General features: G+C 66.3%; 19 protein-coding genes. 9 read left to right on the top strand and 10 right to left on the bottom strand.

What is annotated here, in order from left to right; translation table 11 throughout:
- Complete coding sequence (locus tag HCH03_RS03525; RefSeq protein WP_221688357.1) at window positions 1-1,329, top strand: lipase family protein; 1,329 nt, start codon at window positions 1-3, stop codon at window positions 1,327-1,329.
- 113 nt (window positions 1,330-1,442) lie between these two features.
- Window positions 1,443-2,636 carry a coiled-coil domain-containing protein gene (locus HCH03_RS03520; protein WP_246599505.1) on the top strand — a complete coding sequence of 398 codons (1,194 nt, stop codon included), beginning with the start codon at window positions 1,443-1,445 and terminating at the stop codon, window positions 2,634-2,636.
- Between the two features lie 11 nt (window positions 2,637-2,647).
- Here the strand turns inward: HCH03_RS03520 and HCH03_RS03515 are convergent, their stop codons facing one another.
- The 3 genes from HCH03_RS03515 to HCH03_RS16575 all read right to left on the bottom strand — a co-directional run bounded on the left by HCH03_RS03515 (window position 2,648) and on the right by HCH03_RS16575 (window position 4,291).
- Window positions 2,648-3,199 carry a M48 family metallopeptidase gene (locus HCH03_RS03515; protein ID WP_368042413.1) on the bottom strand — a complete coding sequence of 184 codons (552 nt, stop codon included), beginning with the start codon at window positions 3,197-3,199 and terminating at the stop codon, window positions 2,648-2,650.
- Between the two features lie 99 nt (window positions 3,200-3,298).
- Window positions 3,299-4,153, bottom strand: a complete 855-nt coding sequence (gene rsmI, locus HCH03_RS03510) for a 16S rRNA (cytidine(1402)-2'-O)-methyltransferase (protein ID WP_221688355.1) — start codon at window positions 4,151-4,153, stop codon at window positions 3,299-3,301.
- Between the two features lie 12 nt (window positions 4,154-4,165).
- Complete coding sequence (locus HCH03_RS16575) at window positions 4,166-4,291, bottom strand: hypothetical protein (protein ID WP_260620176.1); 126 nt, start codon at window positions 4,289-4,291, stop codon at window positions 4,166-4,168.
- A 428-nt stretch (window positions 4,292-4,719) separates the two neighbouring features.
- Between HCH03_RS16575 and HCH03_RS03505 the strand changes: the two genes are divergently transcribed.
- The 6 genes from HCH03_RS03505 (at window position 4,720) to HCH03_RS03480 (ending at window position 11,341) form a co-directional block, all read left to right on the top strand.
- Window positions 4,720-6,216, top strand: a complete 1,497-nt coding sequence (locus tag HCH03_RS03505) for an aldehyde dehydrogenase family protein (RefSeq protein ID WP_221688354.1) — start codon at window positions 4,720-4,722, stop codon at window positions 6,214-6,216.
- A gap of 82 nt (window positions 6,217-6,298) precedes the next feature.
- The gene (locus tag HCH03_RS03500) at window positions 6,299-7,159 is read left to right on the top strand and encodes a CheR family methyltransferase (protein ID WP_221688353.1); all 861 of its coding nucleotides are present in this window, start codon (window positions 6,299-6,301) and stop codon (window positions 7,157-7,159) included.
- The gene (locus HCH03_RS03495; protein ID WP_221688352.1) at window positions 7,156-8,727 is read left to right on the top strand and encodes a methyl-accepting chemotaxis protein; all 1,572 of its coding nucleotides are present in this window, start codon (window positions 7,156-7,158) and stop codon (window positions 8,725-8,727) included. Before HCH03_RS03500 ends, HCH03_RS03495 begins: the two co-directional genes overlap by 4 nt.
- A 3-nt stretch (window positions 8,728-8,730) precedes the next feature.
- Window positions 8,731-9,333, top strand: a complete 603-nt coding sequence (locus HCH03_RS03490) for a GGDEF domain-containing protein (protein WP_221688351.1) — start codon at window positions 8,731-8,733, stop codon at window positions 9,331-9,333.
- Between the two features lie 15 nt (window positions 9,334-9,348).
- Window positions 9,349-10,887: a chemotaxis protein CheW gene (locus HCH03_RS03485; protein ID WP_221688350.1), complete on the top strand. Its 1,539-nt coding sequence runs from the start codon at window positions 9,349-9,351 to the stop codon at window positions 10,885-10,887.
- Window positions 10,880-11,341 (top strand): chemotaxis protein CheW, encoded by a 462-nt coding sequence (locus HCH03_RS03480; protein WP_221688349.1) that lies wholly within the window; start codon window positions 10,880-10,882, stop codon window positions 11,339-11,341. Before HCH03_RS03485 ends, HCH03_RS03480 begins: the two co-directional genes overlap by 8 nt.
- A gap of 40 nt (window positions 11,342-11,381) precedes the next feature.
- Here HCH03_RS03480 and HCH03_RS03475 read toward each other — a convergent pair whose 3' ends face one another.
- The 6 genes from HCH03_RS03475 to HCH03_RS03450 all read right to left on the bottom strand — a co-directional run bounded on the left by HCH03_RS03475 (window position 11,382) and on the right by HCH03_RS03450 (window position 17,826).
- Window positions 11,382-12,545 (bottom strand): alpha/beta fold hydrolase, encoded by a 1,164-nt coding sequence (locus HCH03_RS03475; protein ID WP_221688348.1) that lies wholly within the window; start codon window positions 12,543-12,545, stop codon window positions 11,382-11,384.
- Window positions 12,546-12,635: 90 nt separating this feature from the next.
- Complete coding sequence (locus tag HCH03_RS03470; protein ID WP_221688347.1) at window positions 12,636-13,058, bottom strand: helix-turn-helix domain-containing protein; 423 nt, start codon at window positions 13,056-13,058, stop codon at window positions 12,636-12,638.
- An 865-nt stretch (window positions 13,059-13,923) separates the two neighbouring features.
- A complete protein-coding gene (locus HCH03_RS03465) occupies window positions 13,924-14,478 on the bottom strand; it encodes a glutathione peroxidase (protein ID WP_221688346.1) in 555 nt (184 codons plus the stop codon).
- 146 nt (window positions 14,479-14,624) lie between these two features.
- Window positions 14,625-15,230, bottom strand: a complete 606-nt coding sequence (locus HCH03_RS03460; protein ID WP_185904303.1) for a cytochrome c3 family protein — start codon at window positions 15,228-15,230, stop codon at window positions 14,625-14,627.
- A gap of 308 nt (window positions 15,231-15,538) precedes the next feature.
- On the bottom strand, window positions 15,539-17,323 hold the full coding sequence (locus HCH03_RS03455) for an FAD-dependent oxidoreductase (protein WP_221688345.1): 1,785 nt from the start codon (window positions 17,321-17,323) through the stop codon (window positions 15,539-15,541).
- A 269-nt stretch (window positions 17,324-17,592) separates the two neighbouring features.
- Window positions 17,593-17,826, bottom strand: coding sequence for a helix-turn-helix domain-containing protein (locus HCH03_RS03450; RefSeq protein WP_080144526.1), 234 nt, complete (start codon window positions 17,824-17,826; stop codon window positions 17,593-17,595).
- A 125-nt stretch (window positions 17,827-17,951) separates the two neighbouring features.
- On the opposite strand from HCH03_RS03450, the gene HCH03_RS03445 reads away from it, so the two are divergent.
- On the top strand, window positions 17,952-18,935 hold the full coding sequence (locus HCH03_RS03445; protein ID WP_221688344.1) for a LysR family transcriptional regulator: 984 nt from the start codon (window positions 17,952-17,954) through the stop codon (window positions 18,933-18,935).
- A 95-nt stretch (window positions 18,936-19,030) separates the two neighbouring features.
- Here HCH03_RS03445 and HCH03_RS03440 read toward each other — a convergent pair.
- On the bottom strand, window positions 19,031-20,384 hold a 1,354-nt coding region (locus HCH03_RS03440), incomplete at its 5' end, for a Spy0128 family protein (RefSeq protein WP_221688343.1).

The following is a 20,384-nucleotide window of genomic DNA, read 5'->3' as shown; positions in this document are numbered from 1 at the left end:
ATGGCCGGGTCGCACCGCCCCCTCCTGGCCGTTTTCGAAACGGCGATCACCGCCCTGGCGCTCGTCGGCCTGTTCGTCGTCCAAGTGCAGTTCATCGGCGCGGCGACGGGCTTTCCCGCTTTGCGCTCCGTTCCCGAGGCGTCCGCCCTCGCGCTGCCGGCCGCCCAGGACGGCCCCATCGAGGCCGAGTACTGCAGCGAGGCGGTGGCCGCGCACGACCCGGACAACCCGGCAGGCCGCACGTCCACGCGGCTCGAGTTGGAAGACGCCTGGTTCGACGGCAGCTCGCAGCGCTACCACCACGGTATCGCGACAGGCTGCGCGGTGCTCAGCGCCGTGTGCAACTCGGAATCGCATTTCTACGGCGGCGGCAACGACGGCGTTCCCTACGCCGAGCGAGCGTTGGGCTCTCTCGGCTTCACGCACGTGCGCACGGACTCCTACGCGCTGCGCAGCGCCGTGCTCGACCAGATGGCCGCGCTGGTCAACGGCTCGCACGACGTGGCGGCTTACACGTTTGCGAGCAAGTGCATCGCCGCCGGAGGCACGACCAGGTCAGAGGCGGGAGCCGAGGCGGACACGCTCGTGTTCGTGGGAATACGGGGAAGCTACGGCGCAGAATGGCTCAGCAACTTCAACCTCCCGGACGCGGAATCTTCAGGAGCCGACCATCGCGGGTTCAAGACGGCTGAGCAGGAGGTCGAGGCGTCGCTCGAACGCTACCTCGCCGAGATCGGCGCGGATCCGGCGCGCACGCGCATCGTGGTCACCGGGCACAGCCGCGGCGGGGCCATAGCCAACCTGCTGGCGGCGGATCTGATAGACCGCGCAAGCGGCCCCGACGCCTTGGCCCCGGTCGACCGCATCTTCGCCTACACGTTCGCCGCTCCATGCTCGACGCAGGCGAACGACCGGAACGGCGAGGCGTACGCGGGCATCTTCAACGTGGTGAACCCTTCCGACCTCGTACCCCAGTTACCGCTTCCCGCCTGGGGTTACGGGCGCTACGGAACCACCGTGGAGCTGCCGGGACTCGACGACGCCCGGTTCGCTTCGTCGCTCGCCCTCATGCAGCAAGCATATCAGGCGAACACGGGGACGCTGAGCGCCTACGATGCCGAATCGCTGGCGCGCCTCGACTCGTTCGACGCGCAAGCGGCGCAAAGCCTGCCTACGCTCGAGAGCCTGTTGAACCCGGCCGGCCTGGCCTCCGCCGTGCAGGCGCTGCTCGGCGTGGACCTAGGGCTTGCGATGACCTCCCACTACCCCGACACCTACATAGCCTGGATGCAGACCTTGGACGGCAGCGCGCTCACGATCTCTTCGTGAGTCCGAGCAGGCCACTTGCCGAGTTTGACCCTGCTTTGTCCGCAGCGGCTCTTATGCGCATTTCGTGACTCCGCAGAAACAACCATCATGACCTCGTATAATAATATTCTATCATGCCACGAAACGCAGCATACACGCACCATGCATGTTTTCCGAAGCGCCTTCGCACCGCGGCAGCGGCCGCACTCGCCTTCGGGATTTCTTGCGCGCTCACCCTCCCATCGTCTTCCCTTCCCACCGCTTCGCCCCTCGTTCCCGAAGCCGCTTGGGCCGTCACGACCGAAATCGATGCTCCGCCCGACAGCACCCAGGCAGCCATCGAAGAGTCAGCTCGAGCCTTCGACGAGGCAAGCACGAAAGCCGCCCAGCTCGAGCAGCAGATAGCGGAAAACAGTGCGAAGATAACCGACCTAGAAGCGGTATTGCCCGTCCAGCAAGATCGCGGCGCCCAGGCCATGCGTCACATGTACCAAATCCAGCAAGATTCGGGACAACTGATCGAACTTGTTTTGAGCGCGAAAAGCTTCGACGAGTTCCTTACTTCTCTCGAATACTTGGACAGCATTCAACGATGGAACCAGACGCAGATCAACCAGCTCAAAACCACACAGGACGAGCTGGCTGCCACGCAAGAGGCGCTGGAGAACGCTAAGCTTGCCGTCGACGAAGAGAAGGACAGAGCTCAGCGGGCCCTCGTTGAAGCGCAGACCATACGTGAAGAGGCCCAGCGCCGGGCGCAGGAGGAAGCGAAGGCCCAGGCCGAGGCCGCCCAGCGGGCGCAGGAGGAAGCCGAAGCGAAGGCGAAGGCCGAAGCCGCAGCTGCGGCGGAAGCGGAGAAGAAAGAGCAGGACGCCACGCCCGAAGCACCCGAGCAGCCCAGCGGCGGCGCCTCAAGCGAAGGGAGCGTCGACAGCCCGACGCCCGACGATGCCGACTGGAGTTCCGACAAGGCGTCTTTCGTGAGCGCATGGAGCACGCGCATCGATGCGTACCTAGCCGGCTCTCCTCTGTCGGGTCAAGGGCGCACCTTCGCCGAAGCGGCATGGACCTACGGCGTGGACCCCCGCTGGTCGCCCGCCATCTCGAACACCGAAAGCTCGAAAGGCGCTCAATGCTTCCTCTCGCATAACGCCTGGGGATGGGGCGATGTTAGCTGGGACAGCTGGGAGGAGGCCATCAACGCACACGTACGAGGCCTCGCCCGCGGCTACGGCTACACCATTTCGGTGGATGCCGCCAAAAAGTATTGCCCGCCCAATTGGCAGCATTGGTACAACGCCACTCTCGCCCAAATGAACCTGATCTGAGGTTGCTGCGCTCAGCGCAATTTTGCCCGGCGTTCGCGCCAATCGGGCATATAGGTGTCCATGAGATCCTTGAACCGCTGGCCGTGGCCGCGTTCGCGCAGGTGGCACAGCTCGTGCACCACCACGTACTCCAAGCACTCCGGCGGATAGAGCGCGAGCCTCACGTTGATGCAGATGCGCCCCGTGGCAGGTTGGCAGCTGCCCCAACGGCTCGTCATGTTGCGGTAGGCCAGCTTGCCCGCCTTCACGCCCATGAGCGGTTCCCACGCTTCCACCAAGGCCGGCACGCACGCCTCCACCACGGCGCGCCAGGCGGCGACCTCGTCGGGCGACGCCTGCGCGGCCTCGACGCGGGGGGACGAGGCCACCTCGGCGCGCTTCGCATCGATCCATGAGCGCTTCTCGCGCACGAAGGCCGCCACGACGGCGTCGGAGGCGCGCGGCGGAGCCGACACCTCCACCCGCCCGTCGGGCGCCTTCACGCGCAGGTTGATGTTCTTCACGCGCTTGCGCACCAAGCGCACGGCCAGCCCGTCGACCTCGAGCTCGACGGGCTCCGCCACCGGCCCCCGCCGCTGCGGTGCGCGACGTCCTGCAGACGCGGAGGATTTCACCCTAACGCCGCGCGCGGCGCTCTTGCTTCGTTCGGCCATAGCGCGCCCTCACGCCTCGAGAGCCAGGTCATACGCCACGTTGCGCGCGATGCCGAACTCCTCGACCAACGCGCGCGCGACGTCCTTGTTGCGCATGCCCGCCGTTTTGAGCTCGCCGGCCCGCGCGGCAGCGGCCTCGCGCGCGCCCAGCGCGGCGGCGGCCCCTTCGGCCGCGTTCGGACCGTCCACCACGATGACGATCTCGCCTTTCACGCCGCGTCCGCCCTCGGCGGCGCGAGAGGCGAACTCGTCGCGCACGGCTGCCACGGGGCCGCGCACCACCTCTTCATGCAGCTTGGTGAGTTCGCGGCACACGGCCACCTCGCGCTGCGGCAGCGCCGCGGCCAGCGCATCGAGCGCGGACGCCAGCCGGTTGGGGCTCTCGTAGAACACGAGGGCCGCGTCGAGCGCGCTCAGGGAGTCCAGAAGCGCACGCCGCTCGGCGTCTTTGCGCGGGAAGAAGCCTCCGAAGTAGAAGCGAGGGTTGTCGCAGCCGCTGGCCACGTACGCCGTGGCGGCGGCCGTGGGGCCAGGCAGCACTTCCACAGGTGCGCCCGCCTCGCGAGCCGCGCGCACCAGACGCAACCCCGGATCGGACACGCCCGGCATGCCGGCATCCGAGCAGTACGCCACCGTCTCGCCGTCCAGCACCCGCTGCACCACGCCCGCGCCGCGATCGCCGATCATGGCCTCGTCCAAACGCTCCAGGCGCTTCTCTATGCCGTACGCCGCCAGCAACCTGCCCGTCACGCGCGTGTCCTCGGCGCACACCACGTCGGCCGCGCGCAGCGCCGCTAGCGCTCGCTCGGTCATGTCGCCCAGGTTTCCGAGCGGCGTGGGGCAGACGACCAGCTTTCCCGTCACGATCGACGCTCCTTAGCGGTTGCGCCGCATGAGCACGAACGCCACCACCAGAACCACGACGGCCACGACCACTACGCCGCCAATGATGAACGGCAACGGGCCGTCCCCCGTGCAAGCCAAGCTTCCGTAGCATCCCATGCCAACCGCTCCCTTCCCGCCGCGTCGCCGCGCCGCGTCTCTGTCCGCTCCATGATCGCATACTTCGGCCCGGTCGCCCAGCGCCCGGCGGCCGCAAGCCGTCGGCCCTCCCACAGCCCGGCCTCCGCCTTGCCCCCGCCCCTCGCCTCCCCGTCCACGCCGTCCGCCCCTCGCCAACCTCCCCTAGCCGATCGCCTATTCCGCGCCCATCCGCCGCCTCTCGCCGCCCACGGGTCGCCGCCTGCCGTCCGCCCTCGCAAACTGTTCCCTCTCCAACAGGTATTCCCGAACATGAGCGCCCGGTTCCCGCCGGGCAACCGTTCGCCGCACCCGTCGCCCTTCCGCCAACGGGCTCCTATACTGAGGGGGTTGGCCCGCGCGCGACGGCGCAACCCGGCCCCGCCGCGCTCCGAGAACAGGAGACCGCCATGGCACCTTCCCCGAACGCATCCCCCGCAACCCCTCGACCCTACGACGAGCTGGACAAGCTCTTCATCGCCGGCACCTGGCGCGATGGCGGCAGCGGCGAGCAGGCTCGCGACGTGAACCCCTACGACAAGAGCGTTCTGGCCACCCACGTGCTGGCCGACCGCGCCGATGTGGACGAGGCCTACGCCGCCGCCGAACGCGCCCAGCGCGCATGGGCCGCCGCCGCTCCCGCCGAACGCGCCGGCGTGCTCAGGCGCGCCGTGGACATCTTCGACGCGCGCCATGACGAGCTGGTGGAATGGTGCCAGCGCGAGTCCGGCAGCATCCGCGCCAAAGCCGAGTTCGAGGTGGGCGCGGCCCGCAACATCACCGAGGAGGCGGCGTCGTTCCCCTACCGCATGCACGGCGACATCTTCCCCTCCGACACGCCGGACAAGGAGAACCGCGTGTACCGCCAGCCGTTGGGCGTGGTGGGCGTCATCAGCCCGTGGAACTTCCCGCTGAACCTGTCGAACCGCTCGGTCGCCACGGCGCTGGGATGCGGAAACGCCGTGGTGCTGAAGCCGGCCAGCGACACGCCCGTCACGGGCGGCCTTCTTTTGGCGAAGATCTACGAAGAGGCGGGGCTTCCCGCCGGGCTGCTCTCGGTGCTCGTCGGGCGCGGAAGCGTCATCGGCGACTACTTCGTGGAGCACCCCGTGCCGAAGCTCATCTCGTTCACCGGATCGACCGAGGTGGGCCGCGGCATCGGCGCGAAGACGGCCGGCGGCGCGCGCCTCAAGCGCGTGGCGCTCGAGCTGGGCGGCAACTGCCCGCTCGTCGTGCTCGACGACGCCGACGTGGCGCAGGCCGTGGACATCGCCATCATCGGGCGCTTCCTGCACCAGGGGCAGATATGCATGAGCACGAACCGCATCATCGTGGACGCCTCGCTGGCCGACGAGTTCACCGAGCGCTTCGTGGACCGCGCGCGCAAGCTCGTGTGCGGCGACCCGCTGGACCCCGCCACCGACATCGGCCCCATCATCAACGAGTCCCAGCTCGCCGGCCTGCAGCAGAAGGTGCAGCGCGCCAAGGAGCAGGGCGCGCGCGTGCTGTTGGACGGCCAGCCGGACGGCCTCGTCATGCCGCCCGTCGTGTTCGGCGACGTCGACCCCGCTTGGGACATCGCGCTGCAGGAGAGCTTCGGCCCGCTCGCGCCCATCATCGTGGCGCACGGCGAGGACGAGGCCCTGCGCTTCGCGAACATGAGCGATTACGGTCTGTCGTCGGCCGTGGTGGGCGGCGACGTGGAGCGCGCCACCGCGTTCGCCCTCAAGATCGACGCCGGCATGACGCACGTGAACGACATGACCGTGGCCGACGAGCAGCACGTGCCCTTCGGCGGCGAGAAGAACTCCGGTCTCGGCCGCTTCAACGGCCGCTGGATCCTCGAGGAGATGACGCGCACCCACTGGACGAGCGTCCAGCACGCGCCGCATCCCTACCCGTTCTGATAAGCCTCGGCGACCCGGCCGCATCGGCAAAATGCGGCCGGGAAACCACCCAGTGACCGGGACACACGCCGGTTTCCATGCTATGCTGTCTCAATACGACAACCCCCCGGTAGAAACGGCACGCGTGGAACATCTGACCGACAGTGAATTCGAGCGCACCTGTTCGTATCTTGCCCGAACGTACGGCTTGAACATGGAATCGAAACGCGTGCTGCTCGAATGCCGGCTGTCGCGCGAACGAGACCGCCTGGGGTTGCCGTCGTTCGCAGCCTACCTCGACGTGGTCGAATCGGGCCGCGATCCGCAGGCGTGCGAGCGGTTCGTCAACCTCGTCACCACCCACTACACCTACTTCCTGCGCGAAAGCGGGCAGTTCGACTTCATCGCGAAAACCGCCTTTCCCGAGCTGTTGGCCAAACGGCCCGACCGCCCTTGGAACGTGCTGTGCGCCGGCTGTTCCACGGGCGAGGAATGCTACGGCCTGTCCATGCTCGTGGAGGATTTCGCCCGCACCCGCTCCCTTCCCCCGGTGAGGATCACCGGCCTTGACGTGTCGAAGCCCTCGATCGAGGAGGCCCGCGCGGCCGTCTACCCCGCCGCGCGCGTCGACAAGGTGCCCGCCCGTTGGCTGCGCTCCTACTTCTCGGAGCGCGACGGCTCGTTCGCCGTCGCCGACCACGTGCGCTCGCGCGTGTCCTTCGCCCAAGGCAACCTGGCCGACCCGAACGCGCTGCGACGGACGTACGACCTCGTCCTGTGCCGCAACGTCATCATCTACTTCAACGACGAGGTGCGCGATCGGGTGATCGGCATGCTGTACGACCATCTGGCCTCCTCGTGCTACCTCGTGCTGGGACACGCGGAGATCGTCCGCGAGCGCACGCTGTTCGCGTACCGAGGCAATTCCATCTACCAAAAGCAACCGAAAGCGAACCTTTCATGAGACGCACCCATTCGACCATGAGCATCAGCCGCATTCTGATGGTGTCCTACGGCATCGTCATCAGCCTCTTCGTCGTTTCGATCGCCGTGGCCCTGTTCGCGGTCCACCAGAACGCGGCCATGACCGACAGCTTCTACCAACGCCCTTACCAGGTGTCGAAGGGCGCGGTTGCCCTGCGCAGCACGGTGGAGGAGATGTCGACGCACATCGAGCAGCTCATCGACGCCGACAGCGTATCCGATCAGGAGCAGGCCATCGCGGCCATCAACAGGCTGTCGGACGAGCGCACGAAGGAGTTCGACGTCATCTCGGCGTACTTCGCCGCCAACCAGGACCTGCTCGACCGCTTCGCCGACGCGAACGAGAGCCTGATAGCCTACCGCAACGACGTGGTCGCGGCCATCGAGAAGGGGGATCGCGAGCGCGCGGCGACCATCTTCGAAGAAAACTACCTTCCCCAGAAGGACATCACCGTGGAGCTGGCTTCGAGCATCGTCGACGTGGCCGAGAGCGTGGCGCGGGACTTCGTCGGCAGCGCGAAAGCCGTCGAAGTCGTCACGTCCGTCGTCATCGGGCTGCTGGGCGTGGCGGCCATCGTCATCGTCGTGCTCATGTGGCGGCGCATAACGCAAGCCATCGCCAAGCCGATACGGGAGATCGACCAGGCCACAAGGCGCGTGGCGACCGGCGATTTGACGGCGAGCATCGACTACGACGCGCACAACGAACTGGGTTCCCTCGCCGCCTCCGTGAACGACACGGTCGCCTCCCTGCGCATGGCCGTGCGCCAGCTGGACGAAACCGCCGAGCAGGTGGCGCGCTCCTCGTCCCAGATGTCCGACGGATCGCAGGCCGTGGCGCAAGGGTCGGCCGAGCAGGCTATCGCCATCGAGGAACTGGCCACCAACGTGCAGAACATCACGCAGGTGGTGGAGGAGAACACCGAAAACGTCATGACCGCCAACGCCAGCACCTCCGACGTGCTGGGAGCCGTGGAGCACAGCAGCGACCAGATATCCCTCACGGTGCAGACCATCGAAGACGTGAGACAGAGCGCCCAGAGCATCTCGCAGCTGGCCAACTCCATCGAGGACATCTCGTTCCAGACAAACATCCTCGCGCTCAACGCATCGGTCGAAGCCGCGCGCGCCGGTGATGCGGGGCGCGGGTTCGCCATCGTGGCCGAGGAGATCCGCCGCTTGGCGTCGCAGGTGAGCGAGGCGTCGCGCGCAGCCGACGAGTTGGCCGGACGCGCCATAGAAAGCGTGGAGAACGGCGGCGCCATGATAGGCGCCACGTCGCGGAACATGGAGGAGGCCGTCGCGGCCACCGAGGGCATCAAGGAGATGATGACCGCCATCGCGCAGGCCTCGCAGCAGCAGATGGAAGCCATAACGCAGATTCAGGAGAGCATGGACAGCCTTTCCGAAGTCGTGCAGGAGAACTCGGCCGCATCCGAGGAGAGCGCGGTTATCGGCGAGGAGCTCGCCGGGCACGCCGACGAGCTCAAACGGCTGATCGGCCGCTTCAAAACCGAGAAGGCAGCCGATACCGAGATCGGCCGGTAGAACATGGCCTCCTCCGACCAAGTCGCCGAAGAGGCGCGCAGGGAGTACGAGCGCCTGCGCGCCGACAACGTGCAGCTGAAACAACAGCTGGACGCCATGCGCGGCCTGGCGTTCCGCGACCAGCTCACCGGGCTTTTCAGCCGCCACTACCTCACGGACTACCTCGAGCAGGAAATCGCCCGTGCGAGCCGCGAAGAGAGCATCGTGCTGGCCCTGTGCGACATCGACGACTTCAAACTCATCAACGACGTGCGCGGGCATCAGGCGGGCGACGTCGCCATCGTGTGCATCGCCGACATCCTCGACGACCTGGCCGGCGGTCATCCGGTGATCCGCTGGGGCGGCGAGGAGCTGCTGGTCGTGCTGTTCTCGACGCCCGACGACGAGGCCCTGCGCCTGTGCGACCAGATGCGCGAGGAGGTTGCCGCGTACCGCATCGACGACGGCATCGGGGAGTTCTCGTGCACGCTCACGTTCGGCCTGAGCGCCTACGACCCCGACCTCACGTTCAACGAGAACTTCGCCTGCGTCGACCGGGCGCTGTACCACGGCAAGGAAACCGGCAAGAACCGCTGCGTGTTCGCGCAGTCGGGCCCGACCGAGTAGGCAGAAGGGGGAAACGTGCGAAGCGAGGACATCATCGTGCGGGTGATGCTCAAGCCCAACTGCGGGCTGGAGAACACGCGTGCCGCGCTGGTCGTGCGCCGCGTCGAACCGCTCTGCGACTCGGTGTCGTGCCACCCGCGAACCGTCAAGAGGGATCCAAACACCGTCGCCTACCTGCGCGACCACGGGCTGTTCATCCGCTTCACCGCTCCCCAACCCGAACAGGTCCTGTTGGCCATCAGGGGCGCGTTCTTCGTGGACTGCTGCGATTTGGTGGACGACCCGGACGCCATCCCGCCGCTCGCCGTGCCCGACGGAATCGTCGATGGCGGCGCGGGCGCCCTCGACCCCCTGCCCGCGTTCGCGGATCGCGACGCCCGCACCAAACGCGACGACGAGCTCACGGACTTGCTTGCCCGCTTCGAGGAAACGGGCCGGGCGTTGCGCGCCCATGCGGAGAGCCTGCCGCGCGATCGCGTGCTCAACGACATCTCGTTCTCGCATGCGCAAGCCGTGGACGAGCTGCGCACGGTAACCGCCCGCTCGCGCATCGAGCCCTTCGACCGCATAGCCTCCTCGCTGCGCCAGCTGGCAGACGACTACGGGCGCCGGTTCGGCATCGCCGTCGACCTCCGTATCGCCGCCGGGCACTTGGCCTTGGATCGGGCGGTGCTCGCCTCGATGGAGGAAATCCTTAAGCGCGCCGTGCGATCGTGCATCCGCGACGGCATCGAGAAACCCGAAGAACGCCTGGCCGCGGGCAAACCGGCTCGCGCCACCCTCGGCATCCGCGTGGAAAACGACGGTTCGGACGTGGTTTGCCGCATCGAGCACGATGGTTGGCCGTTCAACCCGATGCTCGTGGGAGAAATCGCGCGCGAGCGCGGTTTGCTCGCCCGCCCGTTCGAAACGTACTCGGACGAGGAGCTCGGTGCGTTTTTGCTGCTCCCGCGCTTCGTCGAATCGAAAAGCGGAAACCACGGAGACGCCCTTGCCGAGTTCAACGAGATAGGCTCCATGCTGCAGCATATCGGCGGCCACGGCGAGGTGCGCAACACCGAGCGGGGCACGCTGGAGATAGCCTTGAGCTTCCCCGTGCCGTTCACGGTGCTCGAAGTGGCCCTGCTGCGCACCGGCGAAAACCGATTCGCGTTGCCGGCTCAGCAGATCCTGCGGTTCGAGGCGTTTCGCGTCGAACGCGTCGCGCCGGAACCCGACGATCCTGCCGCGGGCACAACCTGGTACGTCAGCGAAACCGGCGAGCAGTACGTGCTTCTCAACGCCGGGGAGGAATGCGGCGTGTTCGCCACCGAAAGCCCCCGCTACATCATCCTGCTCGACGCACTGGGAGAGAAGCGGGCGCTCGCCGTGGACGCCATCGGTGGATACGAGCGCGTTTCGGTGAACCGGCTGCCGGCGTTGCTCGACCGCCGCGCGGCGCGCGAGGCGGGATGCATCGGCTATGCGGTGCTGGCAGACGGCTCGCCCTGCGCTGTGATGAGCCTCCGACGGCTCTTGCAAGGATCGAGGGGGAACGAGGGCCGCCATGCGTGACCGCGAACAGCGCCTTGGCTGGATCGAACGGCTCATCGGAGCCAGCTACCACGGCCCCGAACGAAACAACGCGCTCGTCGTTCCCACCCCCACCGGCAACCTGGCCGTTGCGTTCTCGTCCATCGTGGAAGTGGTCCCGGCAAGCAGGGTGCAGCCGCTGGCGCTGCTGCCCGACACGTACTGCGGCGTGCTGACCCAGGGCAACACCATTGCTCCCATCATCGACGCGAGCGAAGACGGGCTGGCGGAGGGCGGAACGCCGGGACATGTGGTGCTGGTGGAGGGCAGCGGGTGCGTGTTCGGGCTGCGCTTCGGCGGCGCGCCCTTCGTCGTCGACCTGAACGAGGTCGAGCACGTGGATTTGGAGATCGTGCGCGGGAAGGCCCTTCCCGCAGGCCCGCTCCCGCTGCTCGACGTTGACGCCGTGGCGGCGGCGCTGCTCGCCTTGGATTGACGCCGCACGCTGCCGACGCGAAAACCGGCGCGCCGCTGCGCTACGCCGCCCGGTCGATGGCATCCGCGAACGTTTGCGGGCGCTCGTAGTGTATGTCGTGGCCCGATTTGACGACAACGGTTTCGCAGTTTGCCACGAGCTGCTGCACGCGGGCCGCGTCCTCGTCGGAGTTGGCGGCGAACAGGACGCCGTCTTCGCCGTAGTTCGTCTGCGCTTTCAAGTACACCGCAGGGCACGCGATGCGACCCAGCACGTCGACCTGGTCGACCCCGTCGAACCACGTGCCGTCGTAGAACGCCTCGCTGAACCGCACGTCGAAATCGTCGTAGAAGTACAGGCCGCGCACCCAATCGTGCGGCACCCACGCCAACGTGAGGTGCGCGTCGGGATTCGCCGCGCGCTCCTGCGCCGTCCATTCCGCGATCTTGGGCTGCAGGCCGCCGAACAGGCCGAACAGGTAACTATGCTGCGCGTAGTAGACGGCCGGATCGACGACCTCGCTCTGCTGGAGGAACGCATGCGTCACCTCGAAGCCGTCCTTCCACACGAAGCAGCCGGGCTCCTGCCGCATCTCGGATGGCGTGACGCGGAAGAAGGGCGGGTCCTCCAACACGCACCCCGTCACGCGCTCGGCGTCGTTGGCGGCCAGCCATGCGGCGACGATGCCGCCCGACGAATGCCCGGTGGCGAGGTACGGACCGCCGATCTCCTGCGCGGCGAACGCCTTGATCGCCTCGCCGATAGCCCGGCACGAATAGAGTGCGGGGTCGTGGCTCGATTCGCCGTGGCCGAAGCAATCGACGGCGAACACGTGGTAGCGCTGCGCGAGATCAGGCAGCACGCGCGCGTAGTCCTCCCACTGCATGCCCTGGCCGTGCACGAGCACGAGCGCCGGACCGTTGTCGGGGCCCTCGGCGTAGTTGACGACGGCCGCGGCGCTGCGGGCGTTCCCCTCGGCGGCTGGGAACGCCTCGCCCGACGTCGCTCCGCCATCGGGCGCCGCCTCCGCGTCGCCCTCCGTCCCGACCCCGGATGCCGATTCGCCGCCAAGCGCGACTTCGACCGTCGCCTGCTTCTCCACGAAACCGGCCGCATACGCCCTCGCAAGGTCGCGCTCCTCGCCGTGGCGATTGCCGTCCACGTACACGGCCAAGGCGATCGCCCCGCATACCGCGAGGATCCCCACGACGATTGCTGCGATCATGACGGCCCTCCTTGCCCGCGACGCCCGCGCGCGGTTTTCATCCGCCTCCATACCCGCCCTGTTCCGCCCGCGCCGCACGGGCGGCACGCGCTATCGATCGACCATGCTGCGGAGCATCGACACGCGGTCCATGAACTCGTCGGCTTTCAAGATGGCAAGGCCCTGCTCCTCGTCGCCCAGCACGAGCAACGCGTCGCCGGCCTCGATGCCGAACAGCTCGCGCGCCTGCTTGGGAATGACGATCTGCCCGCGCTCGCCCACCGTGACGGTGCCGAACAGGTGCTTGCCGCGCGGCGGCATGGGCAGCACCGTGCCTTGCGGGTCGTAGCCCACGAGCGCGTCGAGCGACACGTCGAGCGCCTCTGCCAGCGCGCCCGCGTTCGCCAGGTCAGGCGTCGACTCGCCCGTCTCCCACTTCGTCACGGTCTGCCGCGACACGCCCAGACGCTCGGCCAGCTGCTCTTGCGTGAGCCCGATCATCTTGCGCCTGCTCTGAATGTTCGAACCGATCATGTTTTTCATACTCCTTGCGTCCATGGTAAGCCGCTCTCGGGCGTCGATCCACCAACCGATGATGACAGATTCCGCGACGCGTGTCGCCTTTCGATTGCATGACGGGACCGGCCTCCCCGTGCCAAGCCCAAGCGGAACGCCGCGTCGCGAACGGGGCTTTCTGCAGTGCGTCCCTCCCATGAACGAACAGGTTGAATTTCTGCAGGGCGCGTCCATTCTGCGAACGCCCCCCCCCCGCAGGGAAAACGCCGCTTCTGCGAATTCCCTTCGTCGGCCTTTCACTAGCCGCACGAGCGTGCTAAACTACAGGAAGCGATGCCCCGGCATACCGGGCGGCATCATGTTAGGCTAAACCGGGTTGCTCTTGGTCGGAGACCCGGTTTTTTCTTTTCACAACACCGTTCACTTTCTCCGGTCGGTCAATCCGACGATTCCGATGACAACAGACAGCAACGCGCACAAGGCAACGACCGTTTGTGCATCCATCGCAAACACCCCCTTTCGGGGATGCCGCCCGGCAAGCGAAGCACCGCATCTTCCATTATACCTGTTCGGCCGATGCGTTAATGAACTATTTTCCCAGTTCAAATGCCTATTTCTGTTGGATTCCCGCAAGGTCTTGGCAAGGTTTCGGCAAGACCCGCGCAAGCTTCATGCAAGGTTTCGGCAAGGTCGCGAAGAAGCTTTTAGGAGAAATACGAACGAATGTTTCACGAGAAACATCCGAGAACAAGAGGCGCCGCCGCATCGAACAACGAATGCGGCGGCGCCTCTTTCTTCGCGCTCGTCAACCGGCTTGCAGCGTCCAACCGACAGCTCTTCCACAGCAGAAGCGAGCGCGTGAATCGGGCGCGAAGCGCGTGCCTTACAGCAGCTCCTCCACAGCGGGGGCCACGACGTCGGGGACGGACGCGGTGGGCTCGAACCGGCGGACGACGTTGCCGTCGCGGTCGACGAGGAACTTCGTGAAGTTCCATTTGACGGACGGGTTGGAGGCGTAGTCGGGATCTTCCTTGGACAGCATGTCCTCGAGGATCGGCGCAAGCTCGTGCCCCTCGTCGAAGCCCTTGAAGCCCTGCTGCTGCTCGAGGTAGGCGAACAGCGGATCGGCGCCTTCGCCGCTCACCTCGATCTTCGCGAATTGAGGGAACGTCACGCCGAAGCGCGACGTGCAGAAGGCGGCGATCTCCTCGTTCGTGCCCGGCGCCTGGTGGCCGAACTGGTCGCACGGGAAATCGAGGATGTCGAAACCGCGTTCGTGCAGCGCACGGTACAACTCCTCGAGCTGGGCGTACGTGGGCGTGAAACCGCATTCGGTGGCGGTGTTCACAATGAGCAGCACGCGGCCGCGGTAGTCGGCGAGCGAAACGTCGTTGCCCTGCTGGTCTTTAACGGTGAAATCGTAGATGCTCTCGGCCATGGGATCCTTCTTTCGACGGTGAGGCCGGCTGCGATGGAAATCGCAGCCGGCAAGTTCTTGCATCCCATGATACCTTTAAATGATATTACTTTGCTAACATTTTACGAAACGGTCATGAATCCGTTACGCGAAGGCACCCTGCGCCGTCATTGATGGCAGGTGTGGCACTGGTAGTCGTTCGTGTGGTGGCAGCTGATGCAGAACTCGGGAGCCGTTTCCTGCGCGGGTTCGCCGGAGTGCAGCGCATGGCAGTCGGCGCACGTCTGGTCGGCGTGCCCTTCGCCCGTCGGGCGGGCATGCGGGTTGACGACGGTGCCCTGGGCATCGGTCAGCACGGTGACGTCCGCGGTTTTCGCGGCCAGCTCTTCGTAGCTGCCGTGGCAGGTGAAGCAAGCTTGCTCGTCGATGGTGGTGTCGCGCAACTTCGTCGCGCGCTCCTTCGCCAAATCGGGCGTTGCCCCTTCGTGGGCTTTCTTCAGGCCGGTTTCGTCGGTGTGGCAGGTCGCGCACGCGTTTCCTCCTTTGGCGGACAACGCCCCGTAGCAGGGAATCCCTTCGAGCGAATCGTCCTCCGTCGCATGGCAGGTCGCGCAGTCGGCATCGGCCGTCCACGCGAAGTCGACCGTGATGGAGGCGTCCTTCGCCAGCGGGCCTTCGTGCGCTTTCGGCGCGCAGCCCGCCCCGGCCGCAACGGCCGCCAGCAAGCAGACCGCGCACACGGCCGACGCGATGCCGGCCTTCATGTTTTTCATGGCATATCCCCTTTGATGAGCCAGCCACACGGCGGGGAATGGGGAGGGAGGGTGTCCCCGCCGGTGGCATGGATCCGATTTCGACGCTCCCGCAGGAGCCTGCCCCTTTGGGTGCGCGCAGCGCCGGATGGGCAGCGAGGCGAACGACTTCGCAAGCCCATCGCATATTCCCTGTTCATGTCCTCAAGAAAGGCAATCCCTCTTGGAGACGTTCGGGGCACGAAGGGCGGCGGGGCCGGCGCTTGCACGCCGGCCGCCCTCCGTCGTTCGCCCCAAAACGCCCGACCCCTTAGGGCGCGTCGCTCAGGCTATTTGGCGTCCCAAGCCGTTTCGGCCGCCGCGTTCTCGCCGGCGATGCGGCCGCACACGATGCACTCGGTCACGTTGCCGCCGCCCTGGTACACGAACTTGAAGCACGAGGAGATCTCGCCGGCCGTGTACAGGCGCGGGATGGGCTCGTTGTTCCAGTCGATGACGTGGCGCTCGCCGTCGGCCTGCAGGCCGCCCTTCGTGTTCGGGCCGCCCGCCACGAGCGGCATGGCGTAGAACGGGGGCGTGCTGATGGCCTGGAAGCCGGGGTCGGTGACCTCGCCGGTGAGCGAGTTCTTGATGGCGCTCACGCGGCCGAACTCCTCGTCCACGCCGGTGTCCACCATCTTCTGGTACTGCTCCATGGTGGCCGCCAGCACGGCCGGATCCATGCGGCCCTTGTTCAGGTCGTGCGAGTCGCGGATCTTCTGCGCCAGCTCCTCGATGGTGTCGGCCTTGATGAGCCAGCCGTTGTCGATGGCGTTCTGGTTGTCCTTGTCCCAGTCGATGATGCCGAAGCCGCAGGTGGAAAGCGTGGTGTTCACCAGCGGGCCCTGCTTGCGCTTCGTCTCGTCGATGATCATGTAGGCCGGGTCGTTCGGGTACTCCAAATCGATGATGTCCATGTGGACGGCGTTCTTGTACGAGAAGTAGCGGCTCGGGTCCTTCGTGATGAGCGTCTCGTCCATGAAGCGCTTGCCCTCGGCGTTCACCACCACGGTGCCGGCGCCGCCCACGGAGTCGGTGATGGAGCCCACGTTCATGGGGCCCACCTGCACGTCCGGACACGACCAGATGAGGCGCGACGCGGCCTTGCCCACCTTCGCCAGCTGGGCGCCCACCTCGCAGCCCATGCGGATGCCGTCGCCCTCGTTGGACAGCGTGCCGTAGAACGCCCAACCCGTGATGCCCTGGCCCTCCAGGAAGGCGCGACGCATCTCCTCGTTGTACTCGTAGCCGCCGGTGGTGAGGATGACGCCCTTGCTGGCCTTGACGCGCACGTCCTTGCCGCCCTCCGTGGCCACCACGCCGATGACGGCGCCCTCGTCGTCCACGATCAGGCTCTTGCCCGGCGTCTCGTAGGCGACCTCGATCTTGTCGGCGCGGTCGGCGATGCCCGTCTTCAGGCAGTTGAAGAACGCGAGGCCGGCGGCCGTGTCCTCCTTGGGCAGGTCGAGCGTGGGATAGTCGGGGCCGGTGGCCGACTTCGTGTACGTGGAGTTGTAGCTCTTGTAGCCGCTCTTCTCGGCACCCGGGAACGTGGGGAACGCCGCGCCGCCGCGCTCGATGACCTTGAAGTCGGGGTCCAGGCTTTGCATGAACTCGACGTTCTTCGGCTCGTACTCGGCGAATTTCTCCACGATGCCGTCTACGAACAGGGGCGACTGCTCGCCCTCGGCCTTCGTGGGCAGGTCCTCGCCGCTGAACATGGCCAGCAGGTACTCCTTCAGCGCCGCCTTGTCGCCGTCCGGGTCCGGCGAGTGGAAGATGCCGCCCGACATGACCGTGTTGGACAGGTGCTTGCCCTCGGCGTTCTTCTCCAGCACGAGCACCTTTGCCCCCGCGTCGGCCGCCGCGATGGCCGCGCACGCGCCCGCGCCGCCGAAGCCGACGACGACCACCTCGGCCTCTTTGTCCCACGTCTCGCCGGACGACGCCGCGGCCCCCGAACCGCCGCTGCATCCAGCCAAGCCCAAGCCTGCCGTGGCCATGGCCGCGCCCGCCGCGGCGACGCCGGCCCCCTTGAAGAAATCTCGACGTGAAACGCCCTTTTCCTGCGCCATACTGCTCCCCTTCCTCCGTTTTGCCCTTCGAAGCGACTCCCCTTGAAGCGCGTCGCGTGCTCCGCAAAAGGAGTCTGCGAGATGCAGTATACGGGTGCTGACCTGCATAGATGAAATGCAAGTATCGGATAGGTACGTACGGGAAAACGCCGATGCCCGCGTTGAAGCGAAAGAGGTCATGTGGATTATGCATAAGCGCCGGTCAAGCGGCACGGACCGAAGAAGGCCGCGTGAAAGCCGCGCGTCACGGCGCGCCTCGAAGGCTGCGGCTATTCGCCGGAGAACAGGTCGGAGTCGAAGAACTCCTCGAACGTCACGCCGAGGCCCTTCACGATCTTCTCGAGGTTGATCACCGCCACGTTGCGCTTGCCGGTCTCAATCTCCCCGAAATACGAACGCGACATGCCGATGAAGTTGGCGAAATCCTCTTGGCTGACATCGCGCTCCGCGCGCAGTTCCTTGATGCGCAGACCGATTTTGCTTCGAATATCGTAGTTGCCCATACGGTTCCCTCCCGTTTTCATCCATAATTCACCATGCCCCGCTATAAGTTGACCCGGTATAAGCGGCAATTGGTGATAGGATGTTTCCGAGAAGTTGATGTAACCCATGAGTTACAGGAGAGGGTATGGACATCGGCGTGTTCCGCGAGTTCGCCGAGATCGTGATGCAGGGCAGCTACTCGGCCGCAGCCAAGGCGCTCAACCTTTCCCAGCCAACGTTGAGCCGCCACATCGCCGCGCTGGAGAAGGAGTTGAACGCCGAGCTGGTGGCCGACGTTCTGCCCGTGAGGCTGACGCCGGCCGGCGACGCGGTGTTCCAGGCGGCGCTGAGCATGGGCGACCTCTACGCCGGCATGCAGGACGACCTGGCCGAGTTGCGCCGCGCGTCGCCCGAGCGCATCCGCATACACGACACGCCCGCACTCGGACCGCTGCTCGTCCGCCTCGTGGCCGCGGCGAACGGGACGATGCGCGCGCACCCGCGGACCATCGTGGAGTACGTGGTGCCGCGATCAGGGAAAACGCCGAGAGAAGCGGTGGCGGAAGGGCTCTGCGACCTGTCGTTCGTGCAACTGGTGGAAGAGGTTTCGAACGAGCGGCAGGACGATGGACGGGAAAACGGCGACGGCTCTTTCTTCGAGCCGCCCGAGGGCGTGCGCGTGACGGCGGTGTCCCGTCCGGGCAACCGGCTCGTCCTCGGCGTGCCGCAGGAGATCGCCGGCGGCACGGAGGCGAGTTTGGCCTCGTTCAGGCACGAGACGTTCTTCCTGCTGGCGCACAGGTCGTGCGAGCCTCTCAAGGAAACGTTCGTCGCTGCCTGCCGGAGGCGCGGCTTCCGACCTGCGGTCAGAATGCTGCCCTGCGCCCGCCCGGAGGAGTTCTACCTCATGGACCACGGCGAAGGCGTGCATATGCTGTCCGAGGACGACCTCGCAATCGACGCCTCCTTCGCCCGTCGACTGGAAGAGCGCATGGCCCTCGTCCCCTTGGCCGACTCCGACGGGCTGCGGCTGCGCTGGCACGCGCTGCACCGCGCCTTCGACCCGCCCGGCGACAGCGCCTTCGCCTGCTTCCTCAAACTGCTGGCAGAGCCCGGGGGGCTCCCCTAGCATGCCGCCAAACGAAGGCCCCGAGCGTGGAAACGCCCGCACAGGCTTGGTTGCTGCCGGTGCGGGCGTCTTTCAACGGGTAGTACGCGCTTTGGTTAGGCCTGGCGCTTCGCTTTCCTTTCCTTGCGCAGCTTCGAGGCGGCCAGCACGGCGCCCGAGCCTGCCGCCACGGTCAGAAGGGCTGCCGCCGCGCCGCCGGCGTCGTCGCCGGTCTTGACGATCCTCGTGCCGTACTTGTTCACGAACTTGACGTCCTTGGGGTTCACCTGGTCGGATACCGTGCCGGTTCGCGCGTCGTAAGTGCGCCAGTAGGTGAGCTCCTCGTTCAGGATACCCCCGCCGACATCATGGGCGGTAACCGATGCGTAGAATACCGCGTCCGTGTAGAACACGCCGGAAGCGGAACCTTTCTCCTCGTAGATCTTGAGGATGTAGGTGCCGGCGTGCTCAATGTAGAGGGACGGGAAGGTGATGGTGCCGTCGGCTTTGTTGGTGGTGGATATCTTCCCGTTCGCGTAGCCGTTGCCGACGATCTCGTTGGGATCGCCCTTCACGACCTCGGCGGTGAACGTGAACTCGCCGTCGCGGAGGTCGCGGCCCTCGAGCACCTTGAAGCCGGTGAGGGTGGGGTCGATGCCCCTGTAGTTCAAGCAGTTGTCCACACTGAACTCGATAGCCGTGGCGTCATGAGCGAAATCCGCGGTGAACTGGTTGTGGTCGGGGCCGTCGCCGCCCATGTAGGTGACGGTGTAGGCGCCCTGATTGGTTTCGACGAGCGTGTAGGTTTCCCCTTCGACGAGCACGCTGGTCCAGTCCGCGATCTCAATGGTGCAAGCGTCGTCCAGGAAGAAGTCGATGTCGGTTGCCTGGCCCTTGACGTTCACACTGGACTTCCCGTAGGCCACGGGGTCGCCCTGGGCGTCGCGGAGCTCGAACGTGAAGTCGCGAGCCGTGAAGTTCGCCCCACCCGACACGGTCTTCGATCCGGCGAAATCGAAACCGGTATCGAGGGTGTTGGTGACGCTGAACTCGATAGCCGGGGCATCGTGGGCGAAGTCGGCGACGAACTCGTTTCCGAGCGCTCCGGAGCCGCCCGCGTAGGTGACGGAGTAGGCCCCTGCGTTCATTTCAACGAGGGAGTACGTCTCGCCGCTGACGAGGACCTTCGTCCAATCGTCGATCTTGGTCAGGCAAGAGGGCTCTTCGTAGAACTCCACGTTGGTCGCCACGCCCTTGGCGTCGACGCTCGCCTTGCCGTAGGCCACGGGGTCGCCCGCAGCGTCCCTTACCTGGAAGTCGAAGTCCCGCGCGACGAAGCTCGCCGAGCCCTCGACCATCTTGGTTGCGGAGAGATCGAACGTGGTGTTGCGGGTGTTGAGGGCGGTCACGGCTATGGACTGGGCCTCGCCGGAGAAGTCGGGGGTGAACCCGTTGCCGAGCGCGCCGTCG

The sequence above is a fragment of the Gordonibacter massiliensis (ex Traore et al. 2017) genome, from assembly GCF_019731765.1.
Lineage (GTDB): Bacteria > Actinomycetota > Coriobacteriia > Coriobacteriales > Eggerthellaceae > Gordonibacter > Gordonibacter massiliensis.
This window is presented reverse-complemented; position numbering and strand designations above follow the sequence as displayed.